Here is a 19158-nt window from a genome sequence, read left to right as displayed (position 1 = left end):
CCGACAACGATGCCGGACGTCAGCGCTTACGCCGCCGCCCGGTACCGAAGATGCTCCGCGATATCTCGCGGCCTGCCGCGGACGCCGCAGATCGTAGGAAGCTCTTCACCGCCGGATTGTCCATGATGCGCTCGGCAGCCGACGGCCCTTGCGGTTCCACGCGCGGCAAGTCCGGTAGGTCCACCGGGAGCGGCGGTATGTCCAGGACCGGGTCCGTGTTCGGGGCGTCGGACACGCGCGCTTGCAAGCGTTCGTAGGCGGAGTCGCGGTCGATCGTCGCACCGTATTTCGAGCTCAGCGTGCTGGCTGCGGCGGAGGCCGAGATCGCGTCGTTGCCGATAGTGTCCATCAGTGAACGCGGTGGACGAATCTTTGTCCATGCCACCGGCGTCGGGGCACCTTTCTCGGAAAGCACAGTCACAATCGCTTCGCCGGTACCGAGTGAAGTGAGGGCCTTCTCGAGGTCGTAGACGTCGGTGGTGGGATAGGTCCGGACAGTCTTGTTCAAAGCCTTCTGATCGTCTGGTGTGAACGCGCGCAACGCATGCTGAATTCGTGCCCCGAGCTGAGACAGGACCTCGTTGGGAATGTCCGTCGGTAGTTGGGTGCAGAAGATCACGCCGACACCCTTGGATCTGATCAGCTTGACGGTCTGTTCGACCTGTTCGAGGAACGCCTTGGACGCGTCGGCAAACAGCAGGTGCGCCTCGTCGAAAATAAAGACCAGTTTGGGCTTGTCGATGTCCCCCACTTCGGGCAACGTCTGGAACAAGTCGGCGAGAACCCACATCAAAAATGTGGAGAACATGACCGGTCGCGACGCCTGGGCACCCAGTTCGAACAGGGTCACAATCCCTTTGCCGTCGCCGTCGACACGCAGCAGGTCCTCGGTCTGAAGTTCGGGTTCACCGAAGAAGGTGTCGCCGCCGTCGGCCTCGAGATTGACGAGCTCGCGCAGGATGACTCCGGCAGTCGCCGTCGAGACTCCACCGATGCCCTTCAGATCGGCCTTGCCTTCGGCCGAGGTCAGGTGTGTGATGACCGATCGCAGATCCTTGAGATCGAGCAGCGCCAACCCCTGTTTGTCGGCCCAGTGAAAAATGAGCCCCAGGGTGGACTCCTGAGTCTTGTTCAGTTCCAGCACTTTACTGAGCAAGATCGGCCCGAAAGCTGTGATCGTTGCACGGACCGGGACACCGATGCCACCGGTTCCGAGGGAGAGGAACTCCACGGGGTAGCCGGTGGGTATCCAGTCCGATTCCCCGCAGTCGACGGCACGGCTGCGTATCTTCTCGTTGTCTGCTCCCGGTGCCGACAATCCCGAGAGATCACCTTTCACGTCGGCCATCACCACTGGAACTCCCGCGGCGGAGAGCTGTTCGGCGATGCCCTGAAGGGTCTTCGTCTTGCCGGTACCCGTGGCGCCGGCGACAAGGCCATGACGATTGAGTGTCGCCAGAGGAATCGCGATGCGAGCGGACGGGTCGCTGACGCCGTCGAGCATCACCGATCCCAGCTCGAGCACTGCGCCGTGCGATGCGTAGCCCGCCGCGATCGAGGAGGTCACGCCCCCCGACGGGGATGTCCCGGTCGCGCCTGCTGCTGCCTCCGCGTCGATCGCTTCCTTTTCGGCGGCATCCGCTGCTGCGGCAGCCTCGCGAGCGATTCGGGCTGCTTCGAGTGCGACGGCTTTGGCTGCCTTCGCCTTCTCTGCAGGCGTCGACGGCAACCCACCGCCCGCCGAATTCGGATCGACCGTCATCTTCCGTCCTCCTTGACACAGCTCATCTCGCAGTTGATCACCACCGCAAACCTTAGTGGTGACGAGGCCCGCACTAGGGTGTGTCTGGTGCAGGACAAACTTGTGTGGATCGATTGTGAAATGACCGGGCTGGACTTGTCGAAGGACAAGCTCATCGAGATTGCGGCGCTCGTCACCGACAGCGAATTGAACGTACTGGGCGACGGTGTCGACATCGTCATTCATGCCGACGACGACGCGCTGGCCGGGATGCCGGACGTGGTGAAGAAGATGCATGCCAAATCCGGATTGACCGAGGAGGTGCGTGCATCTTCGGTCACGCTGGAAGAGGCGCAGCGTCAGGTACTCGCGTACATCCGCGAGCATGTCCCCGTAGCCGGGACAGTGCCCTTGGCCGGAAATTCGATCGGCACCGATCGCGGCTTCATCGCACGCGATATGGGTGACCTCGATACCTACCTCCACTACCGAATGATCGATGTCAGTTCCATAAAGGAACTCGCCCGTCGGTGGTACCCGCGCATCTACTTCGGTCAGCCGACCAAAGGTCTGGCCCACCGCGCGTTGGCAGACATCGAAGAGTCCATCAAGGAACTGAAGTACTACCGCCAGACCGTGTTCGTGGCGCCTCCTGGGCCCTCTACCAGCGATATTGCTGCAGTTGTAGAGGGACTCGACACGCAGTCCTGATACCGATTGGCAACCAACGATTCGAACCGCTAGTATTGTCATCGCTGCTGAAACAGAACCCGCGAGGGTTCGGTCCGGTAGCTATGGTGGGTGTAGTTCAGCTGGTAGAGCACCAGGTTGTGATCCTGGGTGTCGCGGGTTCGAGTCCCGTCACTCACCCCATAGAAGCAAGAAAGCCGGTCTCCACACGGAGGCCGGCTTTTTTGTGCGTTCTGCACCCCTGCTCTCGGCGCACGTCACGAAGTCGCGGCGGAAGTGCATCGAACGAGTAGCGAATTACGTTGTTGTAATTCAACTTTCGAGTGTCGCATGGGGTTCATGTGACGTACGGTTGCAAATGGCACTTTTGGGGAAGAAAAGTACCAACGTGAAAGCTGTGACTTGCACCGTTGATTCGACGCGCCCCCGAAACGCGCCACCCGTCGTTCGAAGCCCATCAGGGAATACCAGCCGGGCAGAGACTAGGAGGCAGTTGCAGTGGGTCGAAAAGTTCACAGAGCGATCGCGGGTTCGGTGTTGTCGGCGGCGTTGTGCATCGGTTCCGCAGGTCTGATCGATCCGGCCGTGGCCACGGCGCAGCCGACCATCGACCTGCCTGTACTCCCTATCCCCCAACCCGACGCTCAGCAGCGAGCAGCAATCCTCTCAGCCGTACTCGACGCCACCGGCGTGCTGATCAACGAGGTCGCTGCGGTGATTCTCGATTCCGACTTCGGGCCCGCACCCGAGGCGAGCACGCCGTCCGCTCCTGAAGTCGTTCTCGCGCCGCCGTCGGTCGGCTTGGGCGGGGCGATGCTGCCATTGCCCGCGCGCAGCTACGAACTCTCTTCCAACTACGGCAGCAGGAACAACCCGACCGGTAACGGCGGCCAATTCCACCAGGGTGTGGACTTCGCTGCCCCGTCGGGCACCCCGATCTACGCCGTGAACGGCGGAACCGTCGAACAAGCAGGTGACGCGGGAGACGGTTACGGCAATCTCGTGCGGGTCAAGAGCGGAAACACGGTGACCTATTACGGGCATCAATCTGCGATGAACGTCGGCGTCGGCGACACCGTTGCGCCCGGCGATCAGATCGGTGAGGTCGGCAGCACCGGTAACTCGACCGGACCCCATCTTCATTACGAGGTCAGAAACAACGGCTCGAGCATCGAACCGGTTGGCTACCTGAAAACGCTGGGCGTAGATCCAGCAAGGTACCAAAGCCTGGATGCACGCTGAGCCCATCGGGTAGGGGTGACGCCTGGTCAAGGGCGCCCCTGTCACATGGAGTTGGCGTTGCCGGCCTTCCAGTCACCCCAGGGGATGTTCCAGTCGCCGAGCCCGTCGGTACCGGACAGTGTGCCGCCGAGCGTGTTCTGCACGACGACGATGTCTCCACGCTTGGTGTTGTCGTAGACCCACTTCGCGTTCGCGGGACTGAGGTTGAGGCAACCGTGACTGGTGTTGGAGCTCCCCTGTTGGCCCACTGACCAGGGCGCAGAGTGGAAGAAGATACCGCTGTAGGACATACGGGTCGCCCAGTCGACGGGCGTGCGGTAACCGGAAGACGAATTCACCGGCACTCCGTAGGTCGACGAGTCCATGACCAGGTGATCGAATCGGTCGCCGATGATGTAAACGCCGTTGTCGGTGGGGGTACTGTCCTTCCCCATCGAGGTGGGCATCGTCATGACGTTCTGTCCGTTGACCGAGAAAGTGACCTGCTTGGTGTTGTCGTCTGCGGTCGCGACGACGGCGTCACCGATCGTGAACGACGTCGACGAGTTCTCCTGGCCGTAGATGCCGTCACCGAGATCACGGCCGAAGACGTTGACGGCGACATCGATGCGAGTGCCGGACGCCCAGTAGTTCTGCGGACGCCACCGAACCTCTTTGCTGTTGACCCAATAGAACGCGCCTTCGACGGGAGGCGTCGTCGTGACTTGGATGGCGTTCTGCGCAGCGAGCTTGTCGGCGATCGGCTCGTCGAACTGCACCGCGACGGGCTGACCGATTCCGACGACCGCACCCTCGTTCGGCAATACGTATGCCTTGGTGAAGTTGCCGGGCTGATTGGTCGTGAAGTTGTTGACCGTGCGGGTCGCACCACCGATTCCGTACGCATCTGCTTGCACGCGATAACGGCTGCTGTACTGGAGCTGCTCGGTGTTGGACCAGGTCAGGCCGTCGGCAGAAAGGACGCCTTCGATCGGCACGCCGTCCGAATCCATCACCGTGACGTTCGCGAGCTTGCCGTCGGCGACAGAGACGGTCACCGGATCTGCGGGAGAGAATCCGACTGCACCATCGGCCACGCTGGAGCTCACCTTGGGCTTCATGAGTTCGGCAATCGGGTTGGAGTCGATCGGAGCGAGTGCGTCCGTCGAACCTGTGTTCGACGTCGTGCATCCGGACAGGACGATAGTTGCAGTCAACATCGAGACCGCGGCGGTCCCAATTCCGCGAGAGAACCTCATCACACGCTCCACTTCCACACACCGATTCGGGGCACGTACTCGGCCCGGCAGACACGATTGAATGCTTCCAGGTCACAGCTTGGCTATCCAATCGAAATGCCGCAGCTCGAGTAACGTTCGAATACCAATCGCGCGGTATCGGCTTCGTGTTACCTCACCGATCGCACCGGCGAGATCGGTGACGAATCACCAGTCAGCGCATTCGCATGTTGTCGTCGACGAGTTTGCCGTAGCGCAGCGAGGGAAGGTCTCTGAAATAGTTCATCCGCAGGCGCCACGGTGCAACCGAACCTTGCTTGGGAAAGGTGTCGACCGAACGCAGAACGTAGCCGGCAGCGAAATCCAGAAACGGTTCCTCCCCGACGGTTGCATCACGTTCGAGGCGGACCTCCCGGTAGCCGTTGGCGTCCATGTGTGCGAGGAGCCGCACGATGTAGTCGCACACCAGATCGGCCTTGAGCGTCCAGGAGGCATTGGTGTACCCGATGACGAAGGCGAAGTTCGGCACATCGGTGAGCATCATGCCCTTGTAGGCCATCGACTCGGTGATGTCGATCTGCTTGCCGTCGACCCGCAGGGCGACGTTGCCGAGGGCGACGAGGTTGAGACCCGTCGCAGTGATGACGATGTCGGCGTCGAGATCCTCCCCGGACGTCAGCGCGATCCCGTTCTCGGTGAAGCGCTCGATGTGGTCGGTGACGACGTCTACCTTTCCCTCTCCGATGGCCGTGAACAGATCACTGTCGGGAACGAGGCAGAGCCGTTGATCCCAGGGATCGTATTTCGGTGTGAAGTGGGTGTCGAGATCGTAGCCTTCGGGCAACCAGCCCTCCTGAAGCTTGCGAATCCGTCCCTTCATGAAATTCGGGTAGCGCTGACACAGCACGTACATCCCGATCGAGGTGACGGCGTTCTTCATTCGAGTGACCCCATAGGCCACACGTGATGGCAAGTACTTGCGCAACGCCAGCGCAATCGGATCCTTCGACGGCAACGACATGATGTAGCTGGGTGAGCGCTGGAGCAGCGTCACGTGCTCGGCGTCACGGGCAAGGGTCGGCGCCAGGGTGATAGCCGTGGCACCGCTACCGATCACGACGATCTTCTTGCCGGCGTAGTCCAAATCCTCCGGCCACAACTGCGGATGCACGACGGTTCCGCCGAAGTCTTCGAGGCGCTCGAAATCCGGCGTGAACCCCTTGTCGTAGTCGTAGTATCCGCTGCAACACATCAAGAACGAGGCGGTGAACACGGCAACTTCGCCTGATTCACCCACCTTCGCCTCGACCGTCCATGTCGAGGTCGCAGTGGACCATTCGGCCGACACCACTGTGTGATGAAACCGAATGTGTCGGTCGATACCCGCTTCACGCGCCGTGTCCTCGATGTACTCACGGATGGACGCGCCGTCGGCGATGGATTTGTCGCCCACCCAGGGGCGAAAGTTGTAGCCGAGGGTGTACATGTCCGAGTCGGATCGAATCCCCGGATACCTGAACAGATCCCACGTTCCGCCGATCGCCCCACGACTCTCGAGAACGGCATAGCTCTTGTGTGGCAGGGTGGACCGAAGATGATGCGCGGCACCGATTCCGGACAGGCCTGCGCCGATGATGAGGACGTCGACTGTCGTGGTCATCAGGAAATGTTCGCGAGCATAGTCATGGCAAGAACTCCATCGTGTGGTTCGGGCTCCCCCGGATCCGGGAACTTCGACGTGTCGCTTTCCATTCTGTCAGCGTCGCGGCGATACCGGTGCCTGCCAGATGCCCACCGTGGCGTCGATCAGATCGGTTCCGCAGTCGGCCCAGTTCGGTGGACGCTCGGGATATTGCTGTGCGAATTCGAGTTCTTTCTCGGCGCAGATATGCATCATCATATTTCGGGCCATGTCACTACGCGCTCGGCGCACCTCAGCCGGCAGATCCGGTAGGCATCGATGAAGGCCGACGAGGGTCTTCCTCAACGAGGAAGAAACCCCTGCCGTTTCGTACATCAGTGGCCGCAGCGTCGGATCGGTCATGATTTGGACTGCGCATCGTGCGTACCAGCTGGGTTGGCCCAACGTCGCCAAGTGATCGGTGTACGGCGCGATGAGGCACGAGACCCAATCTCGAAGCCTTTCCGAATCCCCGTTTCGAAGCACGAGCGTGGTCCGATTCTCCTCGATCACGCCCGAGTGGCGTTCGACGATCGCGCGTACGAGGTCCGCCTTCGTACCGAAGTGGTATCCGACCGCCGCGTTGTTGCCTTGCCCCGCAGCCTCGCTCACCTGCCTGTTGGACACCGAATGAAGCCCATGCTCGGCATACAGTCGTTCTGCCATCAGCAAGATCGACTCGCGCGTCCCCGCCGTGCGCGCTGAACGCACGCCGCTACTCGTCATCTCGGGGTCTACCCTTCGCTACCATTGCTTTTCGAACCGGACGCACCTTCGAGTGAACTACCCCACTACCAATATTCAAGCACGTGCCTTACCGGAGTAGGTCACCCGCGCGACTGTAGTCTCGATTGCTTGCGATCTCACTGTCGTCAGGGCGCAGCGAATCCAGCGTCAGCCAAAACCTCTTGCCCCTCGGCGCTCATGACCAGGGCTTCGAATGCCTTCGCCGCCGCACTGTTCTGCGAATCCGACAGCACCGCAATCGGGTACGTGTTGACTGCACCGGACGACTCTTCGAAGGCGACCGAGGTGACCTTCTCACCCGCACCCGACGCGTCGGTCACGTAGACCAGACCTGCGTCGGCCTGACCGGAGGTGACCTTGCCGAGGACGTCGGTGACGGACGACTCCTCGCTCACCGGGGCAATGTCTACTCCGGTCGCCTTCTCCACCTTCGTAGTCGCAGCGCCACATGGCACCTGAGGTGCACAGACGACAACTTTGTTGTCCTTGTCTGCGAGGTCGGCGAAGGAAGCGATGCCCTTCGGATTACCGGGCGGAGTGACGATGATCAGCGTGTTCGTCGCGAAGTTCTCGGGGTCGCCGGAGATCAGGTTCGCATCGAGCGCCTTGGTCATGTTTGCGGTATCCGCGGAAGCAAAAACGTCTCCCGGTGCGCCCTGCGTCAACTGCGTGACCAGATCCGAGGAACCGGCAAAGTTGAACGCAACGTCGGTCCCGGGATGGGCTGCTTCGAACATGGCGCCGAGTTGAGTGAAGGTCGCCTTCAGCGACGCTGCTGCGAAGACGGTGAGGTCACCGCTGATGTCCTGCCCTGCCGGATCTGAAGCAGTGGATCCAGACTCCGGCGCCGTGGAATCACCACCACCAGTCGAGCAGCCCGCAGCCAGCAATGCAGACATGGCGAGGACTGTTCCGAGTCGCCCGTAACTCTTCTTCACTTTCGCTCCCTCGATAGGCTTGTTCATAGTCCGCCAATGCGCATACGCGGACCAACACCTATCTTAGAGCAGCATCCGCGGAGAAAAGCTTGGGGTTGCTTCGCAGACGTAGATTGGCCAGAGCACTTCACGTCACAGCTTTCGCTGTTTCCGAGATGAGGGCGGCAGTGGCAGAAACCGATTCACCGCCGTTCATCACAAATTCATGCCCGTCGACGCTGATCCGAATCGCCGGTGCACTGCTGGGGTTCGTCGTGACAGTGGTCGCTGCACCGTCGCACCGAATATGAACCCAGTGGTCGCGATAACGGAGATCGAGTTCGAGTGATTGCAGCTCGATCGGCAATTGCGGATGGAGCCTCAGGGTGTCGCCTCGCACTTCGATTCCGGTATAGCAGCGCTGCAGGATGTCCACGCTGCCCGCCATTGCGCCCAGGTGGATTCCCTCCCGGGTCGTTCCCTGTTGACTGTCGGCAAGATCGGCCGTGCACGACTCCCGCAGCATGTCCCAGGAGTCTCGACGGTTACCTCGTGCGAGCACCCAGGAGTGCGCGACTCTGCTCAAAGTCGAACCATGGGTCGTTCGAGCAAGGTAGTAGTCGACGGTTGCCGGAATCGTGCTCGGCTCGAAGTCGTACCCCATCCCCGAAAGCAGTTCGGTGAGCTCCTCCGCGGTGAACAGGTACAGCAGCATCAGAACATCGGCCTGCTTGGACACCTTGTAGTGAGCGCAGGAATCATTCTCGGCTTCGAGGATCAGATCGAGCCGGCCGATGTTTCCGTACCGTTGTCGGTAGTCATCGAGGTCGAGTTCGCGGAGTTCCCCGTACCCATGAAATTGTGCAAGCAATCCGTTGTCGAGAAACTCCACGCGCAGCCTGCATGCCAGGTTGTGCCATGCGTGAAGTTCCGACGAGCTGACATCGAGCCCAGTCCACAGGCCGACACCGCCGTCACGCCCGACGATTGCATAAGCGTCCAGCGCGCGTCGAATGCTCCACGAGGCCATCACGTTCACGTAGGTCGAATTGTCGATTCCCTCACCGGGATGACCGGGGTATCCATCGTGGAATTCGTCGGGTCCCATCACGCCCCGAATATCGAACCGATCGTCGTCGGCGTCCCACACTGCAAGGCTGGTCCAGAATCGTGCATTTTCGACCAACATCTCGGCTCCGTACGAGGCCAGGAAACCGAAGTCTGCTGTCACTTCCCAGTAGTGCCACACGTTGTAGGCAACCGACAGACCGACATGGAATTGCCGATAGGAGTGATCGGGCATCCATCGTCCTGATCGTGGATTGAACAGCACGTGCGGCGTCTCCTCGCGACCGTCGCTGCCACTCTGCCACGGGAACAAGGCACCGCTACAGCCGATTTCACGTGCCCGGCGCTTCGCCTCGGACAGTCGTCGATAGCGATAGAGCAACAGAGATCTCGACAACTCTGGAATGCGCAGATTCAGTAGTGGCAGTACGAACAACTCGTCCCAGAAAATGTGCCCGCGATAGGCCTCCCCATGAAGGCCGCGCGCCGGAATCCCGACGTCGAGATCCACAGTGTGCGGAGACAGGCACTGGACGACATGAAAGAGCTGAAGTCGAACCGCTCGGACGGTCTCGTCGTCGGAGCATTCGACCTCGAGATCGTATCGATGCCACAACCGTTTCCATTGCCGTCGGTGGTCGTCGAGAAGCGCGGGGAAAGATCCCGATTCGTCGAGGCACGACAGTGCAGCGCTGAGCGGATCGGAGATGGCTCGATCACGGGAGCAATACAGGGCGACGATAGCCGCTACTTGCACGCCGACGGTTTGTGAGACGTCAGCCGAGGTTTCCTGAAAGATGCTCGTCGGGGTGCTGGTTGCGCCGAGGACTGGAGCGGCAGAATCCATTCGGGCAGCGAGCGTGAGTGCGATCCGCGATTGCCGAGTATGCGCCTGGAGCCATACCTGATTCTTTGCCGCAGAACCTGTTTCGCATTCAGTCAGGTGAGCGTTGTTCAAAGCACGAAACTCGGCTACGTTGCCGTTGGTGACATCGCCGTCCAAGGTCGCGCGCACGGTGATCGTTCCGGTGTAGTTCTCCGGCTCGAGTCTGGTATCGAGCGCCGCCAGGTGCGGCGATGCCATGGACACGAACCGTATCTGCCGAAGCCAGGTGCGACGTCCTTGCGAATCTTCGAGGAGGCTTTCGCGTCGAAGAACGCCTTCTCTCATATCCAAGGCGATGTGGTGGTGTTGCAGAAGATGATTGTCGCTGCTGAGCCATTCACCGTCGTCGATATTGAATGTGGTGCCCAGCCAGTTCGGCCAATTGACAATTGATTCGTCCTCGTAGTCGACGCCGCTGATCGTCGAGGTGAGTCTGTTGTAGCATCCGGCGAGATACGTACCCGGGTAGTGCACGCCGTCGGCGCTTGTCTCGGGCAGGGCACCACGGGTCGCGAAGTATCCATTCCCCAGGGTGCAGAGGCTCTCACGGATTCCCTCATTCGAGGCTATCGCGCCGCGGTAATGCAACACCCACTTCGATTCCGCGTCGGTGGAACACAACTCACAAGCACCGTTGTATTCAGCGGGACTGTCCGAACCGATGTCGATATCGAGTTCAGTGAGATCGCCGACAACCACCTCCGCATCCAACTCGACTGCCGCAGAAGCCCGTTGAAGTCCGATGATCAGTCCGAACTTTCCGGCTTGCGCGCCTTGAATACCGGCCACCGCATCCTCCACGACGGCAGAAAACTCGGGTGCAACTCCGAGCCTGCGGGCTGCTTCGAGAAACAAGTCCGGCGCGGGCTTACCTGCCAGGCCTCGACGCAGTGCATCGGTGCCGTCGACCCGCACATCGAACAGTCCCCCGACGCCGGCAAGGGCCATCACCTCCCCCGCGTTCCTGCTGGCCGACACCACTGCTGCCGGAATGCCTGCAAGCCGCAGTTGACGAAGCACATCGATCGTTCCAGGAATCGTACGAACACCTTCGGAGGTCAACGTGCGGAGATAGTCTTCATTCTTTCGATCGGCCAACGCGCGAATGCTCCCCAGTGCCATATCACTGTGGGGAGTCTCGGGGTTGTGGGTCTCGGGGAGAGCCAGACCACGTGCGCGCGTGAATGCGCGAACAGCATCGAGTCGATCCCGCCCATCGATATAGACCCGGTAGTCCTCGTGCGTGAACGGGCGATCCCCCTGTCCAGCCGCAGCGAGCACTGCGTCGAACATGCTTTTCCATGCCCGCTCGTGAATCCCGGCCGTGTCGGTGACGACCCCGTCCAGATCGAACAACACAGCATCGATCCGGCATCCCTGGATTCTCACGGCGACTCGATGCCCGAATCGACGGTCGCCATGCGGAACTCTATGGGGTGCCTGCTTTTTCCGCGCGAAATATCAACGGAGATGCACCACGAGATTTCACGAGTGCACGCGGCAGATCATGACTGGGCAGCGCGCGTGGTGTGTGAGATTGCTACTGGTAGATCCCAGTAGGGCGCTTCGCACCGGACCTCGTCCTCTGCTTCCCACCACGACGAGTTGGGCGTGCTCGGACAGGTCGACGAGAGTGTGCGCGGGGTTGCTCTGTCGGAGAACACGTTCGACTACGACGTCCGGGTACTTCGCCACCCACCCCGCGAGGCTTTCGGCGAGGAGGACCGACTCCTCCTTTTCGATGGCCGCCCAGTCGATGAGGAGCGGCAATGTGACGCCTCCCGCCTGGGATGCAGCACTCCACACATGCGCAGCAATGAGTGGCACCTCCAGCCGCGAGGCTATTTCGAAGGCCATCGCTATCGCAGCGGCACTCGTGGCGCTGCCGTCGATTCCGACCACGATCGGCGAGTTCGGGTCTCCAGTACCTTCACGCCACACGACGACAGGGCACGCTGCCGTGTCGGCCACCACCTTGGCGGTGCTTCCGAGCAAAGTCGACAGCACAAGGCCTGTCCCGGAGCTACCGACCACCATCAACCGTGCCGAAGCCGACAGGTCGACCAGCATTTCAGCGGGCGGCACAGCGTCGACATGTGTGGCCACGCTGAGGTACGGATGTCGCTCGAGGATGGCTTTCGCTGCCTCGTCGACAATCTCCTCGGCGGTACGACGCTGCTGCTCCCACACTTCCTCGGGTATCACCATGACGGACTCGGCCATGTAGAACGTCGGTTCCTGCACCGCGCACGCGATGTGCAGCGGAGAATCCAAACGGTCCGCCATGGCTGCGGCCCACAGAGCCGCAGCCATACTGGCGGGTGAACCATCTACTCCGACAACGATTTCCTGATGATTCGCCAAGACCATGTCAGCCTCCCGACAGATAAAAGGGTGCGGCGACTCACCGCCTATGATCACCACGATTGCACGGGTGAGTTAAGCAGACGAGAGTACAAAGTCCTCTTCAACGGTGGAACAGTGGAACATGGGGCTCAGCTTTCCCTTCAGGTGTACACCTTTTGCCTCGAGACCGGGGACTCCACATTGCCGAACGCAGGCGTCGTCAGCCCTTTCCGTCGATATCGAAGTGAGGCAGAGCCTTGCGCGACACCTTGTGGAATCCACAACCTCGGAGCGACTGCTGATTCAGAATGCGAGATCGACGAGATGGCCCATTTCGTATTTGGGGCAAATCCGCATACGAAGTCTATTTCGCAACTACAAGCGCACATTTCGATCGATTTCGACCGAATCAACCGCGCTTTCGCCCGTGCGACCGACCATCTCACTTCAGGTGACCAGTTCGTTGGTTTGAGTGCGCTACACTCCGGCCGATCGCTAGCGACCGCGACCTCGTTCTTCTGGTCGGCGCTGGTTTTCACGTGCACAAGTGTCTTCCCCGAATACAGCGACGCACACTTCGGCAACGAACGATCGAAGAGGAGAACCGGCAGTGACTTCAGCAAAGGCCGGGAGCGCATTATGGACATTTACCGGCGTGATGTTTCTCGTTTACCCAGTTTTCAGACCCTACTCCAGCGAGGTGGGATTGGAAGGGGCCGAGGCGTTCGGCGAAACCGGTTGGGTCATCGCCCACGTGTGTGCAATGTTGGGGTTCATCACGATTGCGCTCGCCCTACGTAATCTCGAATACGTTGTGGGCGCTACGGCAGCGAACTCGATGGCCCGCACCGCCGTCGTGCTCACATGGATCGGCGTCGGGTTGACGCTGGCCTATTACGGCGCTGAGGCCTTCGCCCTGAACGCCGTCGGAACGCAGGCCTTGTCCGACTCCGATCCAAAGATCATGGATCTGACTGATCCGATCAGGAACGGTGCCATCCAAATTTCGATGTTCGTCGTTGGACTGCTGCTCATTCTCGTGGGAGGTATTTGTACCGCAATCGCTGTGAGACGCTCCGGTGTACTGCCGTCGTGGTCGGGATTGCCACTTGCAGTGGGGCTCGCATCGTTTCTTCCGCAGTTCTTCGCAAGTCCCGCACTTCGTATTGCCCACGGGGCCCTCATGTTCGGGGGTTGCTTGGTTCTTGCTTGGGCGTTGTGGTATACACAAGTTGATCGCGTACGTACGGACCTGACACCGTCTGTTTCGTAGAGGTCTCGCGATCGCGCGCTAGCCGAGTAGACCGTGCCGACGCGCCTCGACCACGGCCTCTTGTCTGGTGGCTACGTCCAACTTGCCCATCAGATTTCGCATATACGTTTTGACGGTGTCGACGCTCAACGACAGTCGCGCCGCTATCTCGGCGTTGCGGCAGCCGAGCGACGCATACTCGAGAACTTCGATTTCGCGCTTCGACAACGTCACCGTCGACGTCCGTCGATCCGTCGGCAAGATACGACGCAGGGTGTGCTCGACGGCCGTCACCTCTGCCTCGAGATCAGTGTCTTCGATGCGGTCGGCAATGGATCGCAATGCGAGATAGCTCTCGATGATGGCATCCATCTGGCGGTCGTCACGGGCTATCGGGGCTTCTACCCGTCCCGAGGATGCCAACATGGCAAGCCTGCGGTCTACCTCGTCACGAATGTCGATTTCCCGTGCCAGCTTGTGCGCACGTTCGACTACAACGTCCGTCAGACGGTCGCTGAGGGGTTGATTCACCCGCAACCCGCCGTACAGCGCGCCGCGTGTCCGGCCGCGCACGACCACTGGCACTGCCAGCAGGGTCTCGATCCCCTCCGCTCCGACCTGATAGTCGTATTCGTGAGTGATCGACAGGGAGTTGGCATAGCCCTGGACACCGATCGGCCGTTGCTCGGCCATCGCGCGGCCACCGACACCACACCGGACGTCGATCACGAGGTTGCGGAGAATGGTGCTACGCGTCCCCACGAACCCGGACAAGGTCAGATTGCCGTGTTCGACGGTACCGCCGAAGAGCACCGGAAACGGGGTCGCCGCCTTCAGCGTTCGCAATTCGGCTTGCAACGCATCCCGGTCGCTCGGCCTCAGATGTCGACTCACGATCCCTCTCATACCCGCCCGATACCCACTCTCGGGGGTAGCGGCGTTCTCCCTGCTGTGGATAGCGTCAACGGTAACGTGTAGTGCGCGTCACAAGACTATCGCTTTTCGAAAGGTCTCACCCGATGCTCGATTCGACACTGTCGTCCACCGAACTGTCGTCCGCCAACAACACACCGTTGAGCCCGTTGCGTTTCTTGGCGCGTTCGGCGAGCGTATTCCCGAATCGGGTGGCTGTGATTCACGGCGACCGCCGCTATACCTACAAGCAATTCGGTGACGAGGTCGACCGTCTCGCCCGCGTCCTGGCGAGCCGCATCGAACCCGGCGACCGCATCGCATACCTCAGTCCCAACACCCCGGAAATGCTGTTTGCGCACTTCGCCGTTCCCCTGGCAGGTGGCGTCCTCGTTGCCCTCAACTCACGCTTGACCGGCAGCGAACTCGACTACATCCTCGACCACTCCGGCACCAAGATCTTGTTCGTCGATTCGGAGTTGGTCGGATCCGCCTCCGGTGCCCGCGCGGCAGTGCCGTCGCTGCAGGAAATAATCGAGATCCCCGACTCCACGATCGCTCCCCCCACCGTTCCGGAAGGTGTTGTCACCGGGCAGTATTCAGACCTTCTCGCCGAGGCCGGCAATCTGGTCGATGCACCGCCGTTGGTGTGGGGCGTAGAGGACGAACAGCAAGTCATAGCAATCAATTACACCTCCGGAACCACGGGCAAGCCCAAGGGCGTGATGTACACCCATCGTGGCGCCTACCTCAATTCGCTCGGCGAGACGTTCCACAACGGTTTCACCGGCTCGACCAAGTATCTGTGGACCCTCCCGATGTTTCATTGCAACGGATGGTGCACACCCTGGGCCGTCACTCAGGCCGCCGCGACCCACGTTTGTCTACGCGCGGTTCGTGCCGAGGCAGTGTGGGATGCAATCGACAATGTCGGCGTCACGCACCTGTGCGGCGCGCCGGTTGTCTGTTCGACCATCGCCGAAGCGCCCCAGGCTCACCACGTGGACGCCCTGCACATCACCACCGCCGGAGCGCCACCAGCACCGAGCATCATCGCCAAACTCGAAGGACTCGGAATCACCGTCGTCCACGTGTACGGGCTGACCGAGGTCTACGGGCCGTACACGATCTGCGAAGTTCAGGACGATTGGCGCGACCTGAAATCCGACGAGCGCGCCGAGCTGATGTCCAGACAGGGCGTCGGGATGATTCAAGCCGAGGACGCACGCGTCGTCGATCCCGAAATGAACGACGTCGCGGCCGACGGACAGACGATGGGTGAAATCGTCCTTCGCGGCAACAACGTCATGCTCGGTTATTACCGGGATCCGAAAGCCACAGCGGAAGCGTTCGCGGGCGGCTGGTTCCACAGCGGCGACCTCGGGGTAATGCACCCGGACGGCTACATCCAGGTCAAAGATCGCGCCAAAGACATCGTCATATCGGGCGGCGAGAACATTTCGACCGTGGAAATCGAACAAGCCCTCATGTCCCACCCAGCGGTTCTGGAAGCCGCCGTCATCGGCGTCCCGCACCCGAAGTGGGGAGAACGCCCCAGAGCATTCGTGATCAAGAAGAAGGACGCCGACGTCAGCGCCGAAGAATTGATCGAGTACACCCGCGGCCGTCTCGCGAAGTTCAAAGTCCCCGACGAAATCGTTTTTCCACTGGACCTCCCCCGCACGCCGACGGGCAAGATACTGAAATTCGAGCTCAGGAAGTCGACGGCCTGAACGCCGAGAAGAACCGCGGGTTCGAGGCGTTTGTGCCTCGATACTGCGGGTAACCGTCGCGCATGGGGACGAGACCGTTCCGCGACCGAGCCGACGCCGGGCAGGCGTTGTCGGTCCTCCTCGACCCCGATGAGTTCCCCGACGACGTGCTGGTGCTCGCCTTGCCGCGTGGCGGAGTTCCGGTCGCCGCCGAAGTCGCTACGGCATTGCACGCGCAGTTGGACGTTCTCGTCGTCCGCAAGCTCGGCGTACCCAGGCACCCCGAGCTGGCGATGGGAGCCATCGCCAGCGGTAGAGCGATGGTGATCAACGAAGACGTGATCCGCGCCGAGAAGGTGAATTCGGTTGAGCTGCAACAGGTGATCGCTGACGAAACCCGCGAGCTGAAGCGTCGTGAACAGCTCTACCGCGGAAACGCACCGCCGACTCGGATCGACGGGAGATCGGTGATCGTCGTCGACGATGGTGTCGCTACCGGAGCAACCATGCGAGTGGCGCTCGAGGTTGTGCATCGCTACGGCGCCACCCACGTCGTTGCGGCCGTTCCCGTGGCTCCGGCGTCGAGCCGCGGTCTGTTCCAAGAATTGGTCGACGAGTTCGTGTGCGTCTCCACACCTGCCCGGTTCTTCGGGGTGGGAGCGTCGTACACACAATTCGAGCAGACCACCGACGACGAAGTCCGCGCCACACTCGCCGACGCGTCCGCCCGACATCAGCGCGATCAGTGATGTTTGGCCCGGAAAGTCAGGCTTTCGCCACCAGAGGGGCGACCTCGGTGCCGAGTAACTCGATCCCGCGGAGCAAGTCACCATGGGCGAGCCGCGGGTTCGTCATCTGCAGCGACAACCGGTCGACGCCGCCCAACTGTTCCCCTACCCGCAGGATCTTCTCGGCCACCGTCTGCGGGTCTCCCATGAAGAAGGCACCGTCGGGCCCGGATGTGGCGTCGAACTGCTGGCGGGTCGGCCGGGCGAAACCGCGCTCTCGGGAGATTTTGGTGAACATTTCGTTCCAGCCGGGGAAAATTGTGTCTGCTGCCACCTTCGTGGTCTCGGCGACGAAGCCGAATACGTGCAGCCCCACCTGCAGCTTCTCCGGGGCATGACCGGCCTGGGCTCCTGCGCGTCGGTACAGGTCTACGAGGGGGGCGAACTGGCGCGGCTCACCTCCGATGATCGCAACCATCAGTGGCAGCCCCAGCATGCCTGCGCGGGCGAAGGACTCCGGGGTTCCACCGACGCCGACCCAGATCGGCAAAGGATCCTGCACCGGCCGCGGGTAAATGCTCTGTTGGACCAGTGGTGGGCGATGCCGACCGGACCACGTGACCTCGACGTTGTCGCGAATCTGCAGCAATAGTTCCAGCTTCTCGGTGAAGAGAGAGTCGTAGTCGGCGAAATCGAGGCCGAACAGCGGAAACGACTCGGTGAAGGACCCGCGGCCAACAACCAGGTCGATCCGGCCCTTCGAGATCAGATCCAGGGTGGCGAACTCTTGAAACACCCGCACCGGATCATCCGCGCTGAGCACCTTGACCGCGCTGCCGAGGCGGATCCGTTCCGTCCGAGCGGCAGCGGCAGCCAGAATGATCGACGGCGCCGAATCGTAGTACTCGCTGCGATGATGCTCGCCGATGCCGAACGAGTAGAGCCCAACCTGGTCAGCAAGGGCGATTTCCTCCAGCAGGTGCCCCATCCGCTCGGCCGGCCCGATCACGCGGCCGTCCGTCGGGTCTGTCACGGAGGAGACAAAGCTGTCTACGCCAACATGCATGATGCGACCTCTCGATTCGGGGCGGACGGATCCACCCAGCACTGGGATCGATTCAACCACTCCGGATGAAAGAGTTCAGGGTCGCAGGCCAGATCGGTTGTCGCACGGTTCACCCCGATGACGGCGGGGTCTTCGGCTAGTTCGCCTCGTAGCGCAGCAAGACCGCACCTCCGGGGAAGGTGCGGTTCTCGACCAGTCGCAGCGAGATCCACGACGGCAGTGTCGGGAAGAACGGCATGCCGCCGCCGACTGCGATCGGCGCAACCACTATCCGGTACTCGTCTACCAGTCCCGCCTGCACGATAGGTGCCGCCAGAGTCGCGCCGGCCACCTCCAACCGGCCGTCGGTTTCGGCCTTCAGCTTCCTCACGACCTCGACCGGGTCGCCGCGTTCGAGGCGGGAATTCCAGTCGACGGACTCCAGGGTGCGAGAGAACACGACCTTGGGCATGTTGCACCAGATCTGCGCGAAGTCGACGATCATCGGGTTGGCGTCCGGGGACTTGTCGGCGGTCGGCCAGTAGGCGGACATCAATTCGTAGAGCCGCCGCCCATAGAACGACAAGGCAGTCTCCCGCTCGAGATCGTTCCAGTATTGGTGCAGTTCTTCGCTCGGTTCGGACCAGTCGATGCTGCCTTGGGCGTCGGCGATGTACCCGTCCACCGATACGTTGAAGCCATAGCTGAGTTTTCCCATGCAACTGAAGACTGCTCCGGAAGGCAAAACTCATCGTTCGGGGTACAGGCAAGACGGTCTACCAATGAGACGCGACCAGTGGAATAGTACGAAAATGTCTCCATCCTGGCCCGCTCACCTCGATGTCGGCGCAGTTCGCTTTGCGCGTCCTACCGCCAATTACGAAGAGGTACTCGTCGAGTAAGGCGGCACCGGCGCCATTGCCTACTGCACGTTCTCGATCAGACGCCCCCTTTGGCAACCATTGACTCGGGGC

The 19158-nt window shown here is 61.1% G+C and carries 15 protein-coding genes and 1 tRNA gene; 6 read left to right on the top strand and 10 right to left on the bottom strand.

Going from position 1 to position 19158, the window contains the following annotated elements; all coding sequences use genetic code 11:
• Positions 1–19: 19 nt before the first annotated feature.
• Entirely contained in the window at positions 20–1762 is a 1743-nt protein-coding gene (locus tag ABIB36_RS13230; RefSeq protein ID WP_084344593.1) for a helicase HerA-like domain-containing protein, read from the bottom strand.
• A gap of 87 nt (positions 1763–1849) precedes the next feature.
• On the opposite strand from ABIB36_RS13230, the gene orn reads away from it, so the two are divergent.
• From orn to ABIB36_RS13215, 3 genes are all read left to right on the top strand, one after another.
• Positions 1850–2452, top strand: a complete 603-nt coding sequence (gene orn, locus ABIB36_RS13225) for an oligoribonuclease (protein WP_084344818.1) — start codon at positions 1850–1852, stop codon at positions 2450–2452.
• An 86-nt stretch (positions 2453–2538) separates the two neighbouring features.
• Positions 2539–2614 (top strand) — tRNA-His (locus tag ABIB36_RS13220).
• 315 nt (positions 2615–2929) lie between these two features.
• Entirely contained in the window at positions 2930–3673 is a 744-nt protein-coding gene (locus tag ABIB36_RS13215; protein WP_354561734.1) for a M23 family metallopeptidase, read from the top strand.
• 41 nt (positions 3674–3714) lie between these two features.
• Here the strand turns inward: ABIB36_RS13215 and ABIB36_RS13210 are convergent, their stop codons facing one another.
• The 6 genes from ABIB36_RS13210 to ABIB36_RS13185 form a co-directional block, all read right to left on the bottom strand.
• Complete coding sequence (locus tag ABIB36_RS13210; protein ID WP_084344816.1) at positions 3715–4911, bottom strand: L,D-transpeptidase; 1197 nt, start codon at positions 4909–4911, stop codon at positions 3715–3717.
• Between the two features lie 193 nt (positions 4912–5104).
• Positions 5105–6550: a flavin-containing monooxygenase gene (locus ABIB36_RS13205; protein WP_354561730.1), complete on the bottom strand. Its 1446-nt coding sequence runs from the start codon at positions 6548–6550 to the stop codon at positions 5105–5107.
• Between the two features lie 96 nt (positions 6551–6646).
• Positions 6647–7297 carry a TetR/AcrR family transcriptional regulator gene (locus ABIB36_RS13200; RefSeq protein WP_354561728.1) on the bottom strand — a complete coding sequence of 217 codons (651 nt, stop codon included), beginning with the start codon at positions 7295–7297 and terminating at the stop codon, positions 6647–6649.
• Between the two features lie 146 nt (positions 7298–7443).
• Positions 7444–8256 carry a molybdate ABC transporter substrate-binding protein gene (gene modA / locus ABIB36_RS13195; protein ID WP_354561726.1) on the bottom strand — a complete coding sequence of 271 codons (813 nt, stop codon included), beginning with the start codon at positions 8254–8256 and terminating at the stop codon, positions 7444–7446.
• A gap of 127 nt (positions 8257–8383) precedes the next feature.
• Positions 8384–11578, bottom strand: coding sequence for an HAD-IA family hydrolase (locus ABIB36_RS13190; protein ID WP_354561724.1), 3195 nt, complete (start codon positions 11576–11578; stop codon positions 8384–8386).
• A 96-nt stretch (positions 11579–11674) separates the two neighbouring features.
• Positions 11675–12559, bottom strand: coding sequence for a universal stress protein (locus tag ABIB36_RS13185; protein WP_354561721.1), 885 nt, complete (start codon positions 12557–12559; stop codon positions 11675–11677).
• A gap of 586 nt (positions 12560–13145) precedes the next feature.
• Here ABIB36_RS13185 and ABIB36_RS13180 point away from each other — a divergent pair.
• Complete coding sequence (locus ABIB36_RS13180) at positions 13146–13808, top strand: hypothetical protein (RefSeq protein ID WP_354561719.1); 663 nt, start codon at positions 13146–13148, stop codon at positions 13806–13808.
• Positions 13809–13826: 18 nt separating this feature from the next.
• Here ABIB36_RS13180 and ABIB36_RS13175 read toward each other — a convergent pair whose 3' ends face one another.
• Positions 13827–14693: a helix-turn-helix transcriptional regulator gene (locus ABIB36_RS13175; RefSeq protein WP_502944930.1), complete on the bottom strand. Its 867-nt coding sequence runs from the start codon at positions 14691–14693 to the stop codon at positions 13827–13829.
• A gap of 113 nt (positions 14694–14806) precedes the next feature.
• On the opposite strand from ABIB36_RS13175, the gene ABIB36_RS13170 reads away from it, so the two are divergent.
• Together ABIB36_RS13170 and ABIB36_RS13165 are read left to right on the top strand one after the other, a co-directional pair.
• Positions 14807–16432, top strand: a complete 1626-nt coding sequence (locus ABIB36_RS13170) for an acyl--CoA ligase family protein (protein WP_354561715.1) — start codon at positions 14807–14809, stop codon at positions 16430–16432.
• A 62-nt stretch (positions 16433–16494) separates the two neighbouring features.
• Complete coding sequence (locus tag ABIB36_RS13165) at positions 16495–17160, top strand: phosphoribosyltransferase (protein ID WP_354561712.1); 666 nt, start codon at positions 16495–16497, stop codon at positions 17158–17160.
• A 16-nt stretch (positions 17161–17176) separates the two neighbouring features.
• On the opposite strand, the gene ABIB36_RS13160 is transcribed toward ABIB36_RS13165, so the two are convergent.
• On the bottom strand, positions 17177–18205 hold the full coding sequence (locus tag ABIB36_RS13160; RefSeq protein ID WP_354561711.1) for an LLM class flavin-dependent oxidoreductase: 1029 nt from the start codon (positions 18203–18205) through the stop codon (positions 17177–17179).
• Positions 18206–18341: 136 nt separating this feature from the next.
• Entirely contained in the window at positions 18342–18902 is a 561-nt protein-coding gene (locus tag ABIB36_RS13155) for a dihydrofolate reductase family protein (RefSeq protein ID WP_354561709.1), read from the bottom strand.
• Positions 18903–19158 lie beyond the last annotated feature (256 nt).

Source organism: Rhodococcus sp. UYP9 (assembly GCF_040547235.1).
Taxonomy (GTDB): domain Bacteria; phylum Actinomycetota; class Actinomycetes; order Mycobacteriales; family Mycobacteriaceae; genus Rhodococcoides.
The sequence above is the reverse complement of the archived record's forward strand: the minus strand, read 5'-3'. Positions and strand labels throughout refer to the sequence as shown.

What these genes read in the sequence shown, in the direction of transcription:
- ABIB36_RS13205 (WP_354561730.1), bottom strand. Translation starts at nt 6,550, where the DNA reads ATGACCACGACAGTCGACGTCCTCATCATCGGCGCAGGCCTGTCCGGA.
- ABIB36_RS13210 (WP_084344816.1), bottom strand. Translation starts at nt 4,911, where the DNA reads ATGAGGTTCTCTCGCGGAATTGGGACCGCCGCGGTCTCGATGTTGACT.
- ABIB36_RS13165 (WP_354561712.1), top strand. Translation starts at nt 16,495, where the DNA reads ATGGGGACGAGACCGTTCCGCGACCGAGCCGACGCCGGGCAGGCGTTG.
- ABIB36_RS13185 (WP_354561721.1), bottom strand. Translation starts at nt 12,559, where the DNA reads ATGGTCTTGGCGAATCATCAGGAAATCGTTGTCGGAGTAGATGGTTCA.
- ABIB36_RS13230 (WP_084344593.1), bottom strand. Translation starts at nt 1,762, where the DNA reads ATGACGGTCGATCCGAATTCGGCGGGCGGTGGGTTGCCGTCGACGCCT.
- ABIB36_RS13155 (WP_354561709.1), bottom strand. Translation starts at nt 18,902, where the DNA reads ATGGGAAAACTCAGCTATGGCTTCAACGTATCGGTGGACGGGTACATC.
- ABIB36_RS13200 (WP_354561728.1), bottom strand. Translation starts at nt 7,297, where the DNA reads ATGACGAGTAGCGGCGTGCGTTCAGCGCGCACGGCGGGGACGCGCGAG.
- ABIB36_RS13170 (WP_354561715.1), top strand. Translation starts at nt 14,807, where the DNA reads ATGCTCGATTCGACACTGTCGTCCACCGAACTGTCGTCCGCCAACAAC.
- ABIB36_RS13175 (WP_502944930.1), bottom strand. Translation starts at nt 14,693, where the DNA reads ATGAGAGGGATCGTGAGTCGACATCTGAGGCCGAGCGACCGGGATGCG.
- ABIB36_RS13160 (WP_354561711.1), bottom strand. Translation starts at nt 18,205, where the DNA reads ATGCATGTTGGCGTAGACAGCTTTGTCTCCTCCGTGACAGACCCGACG.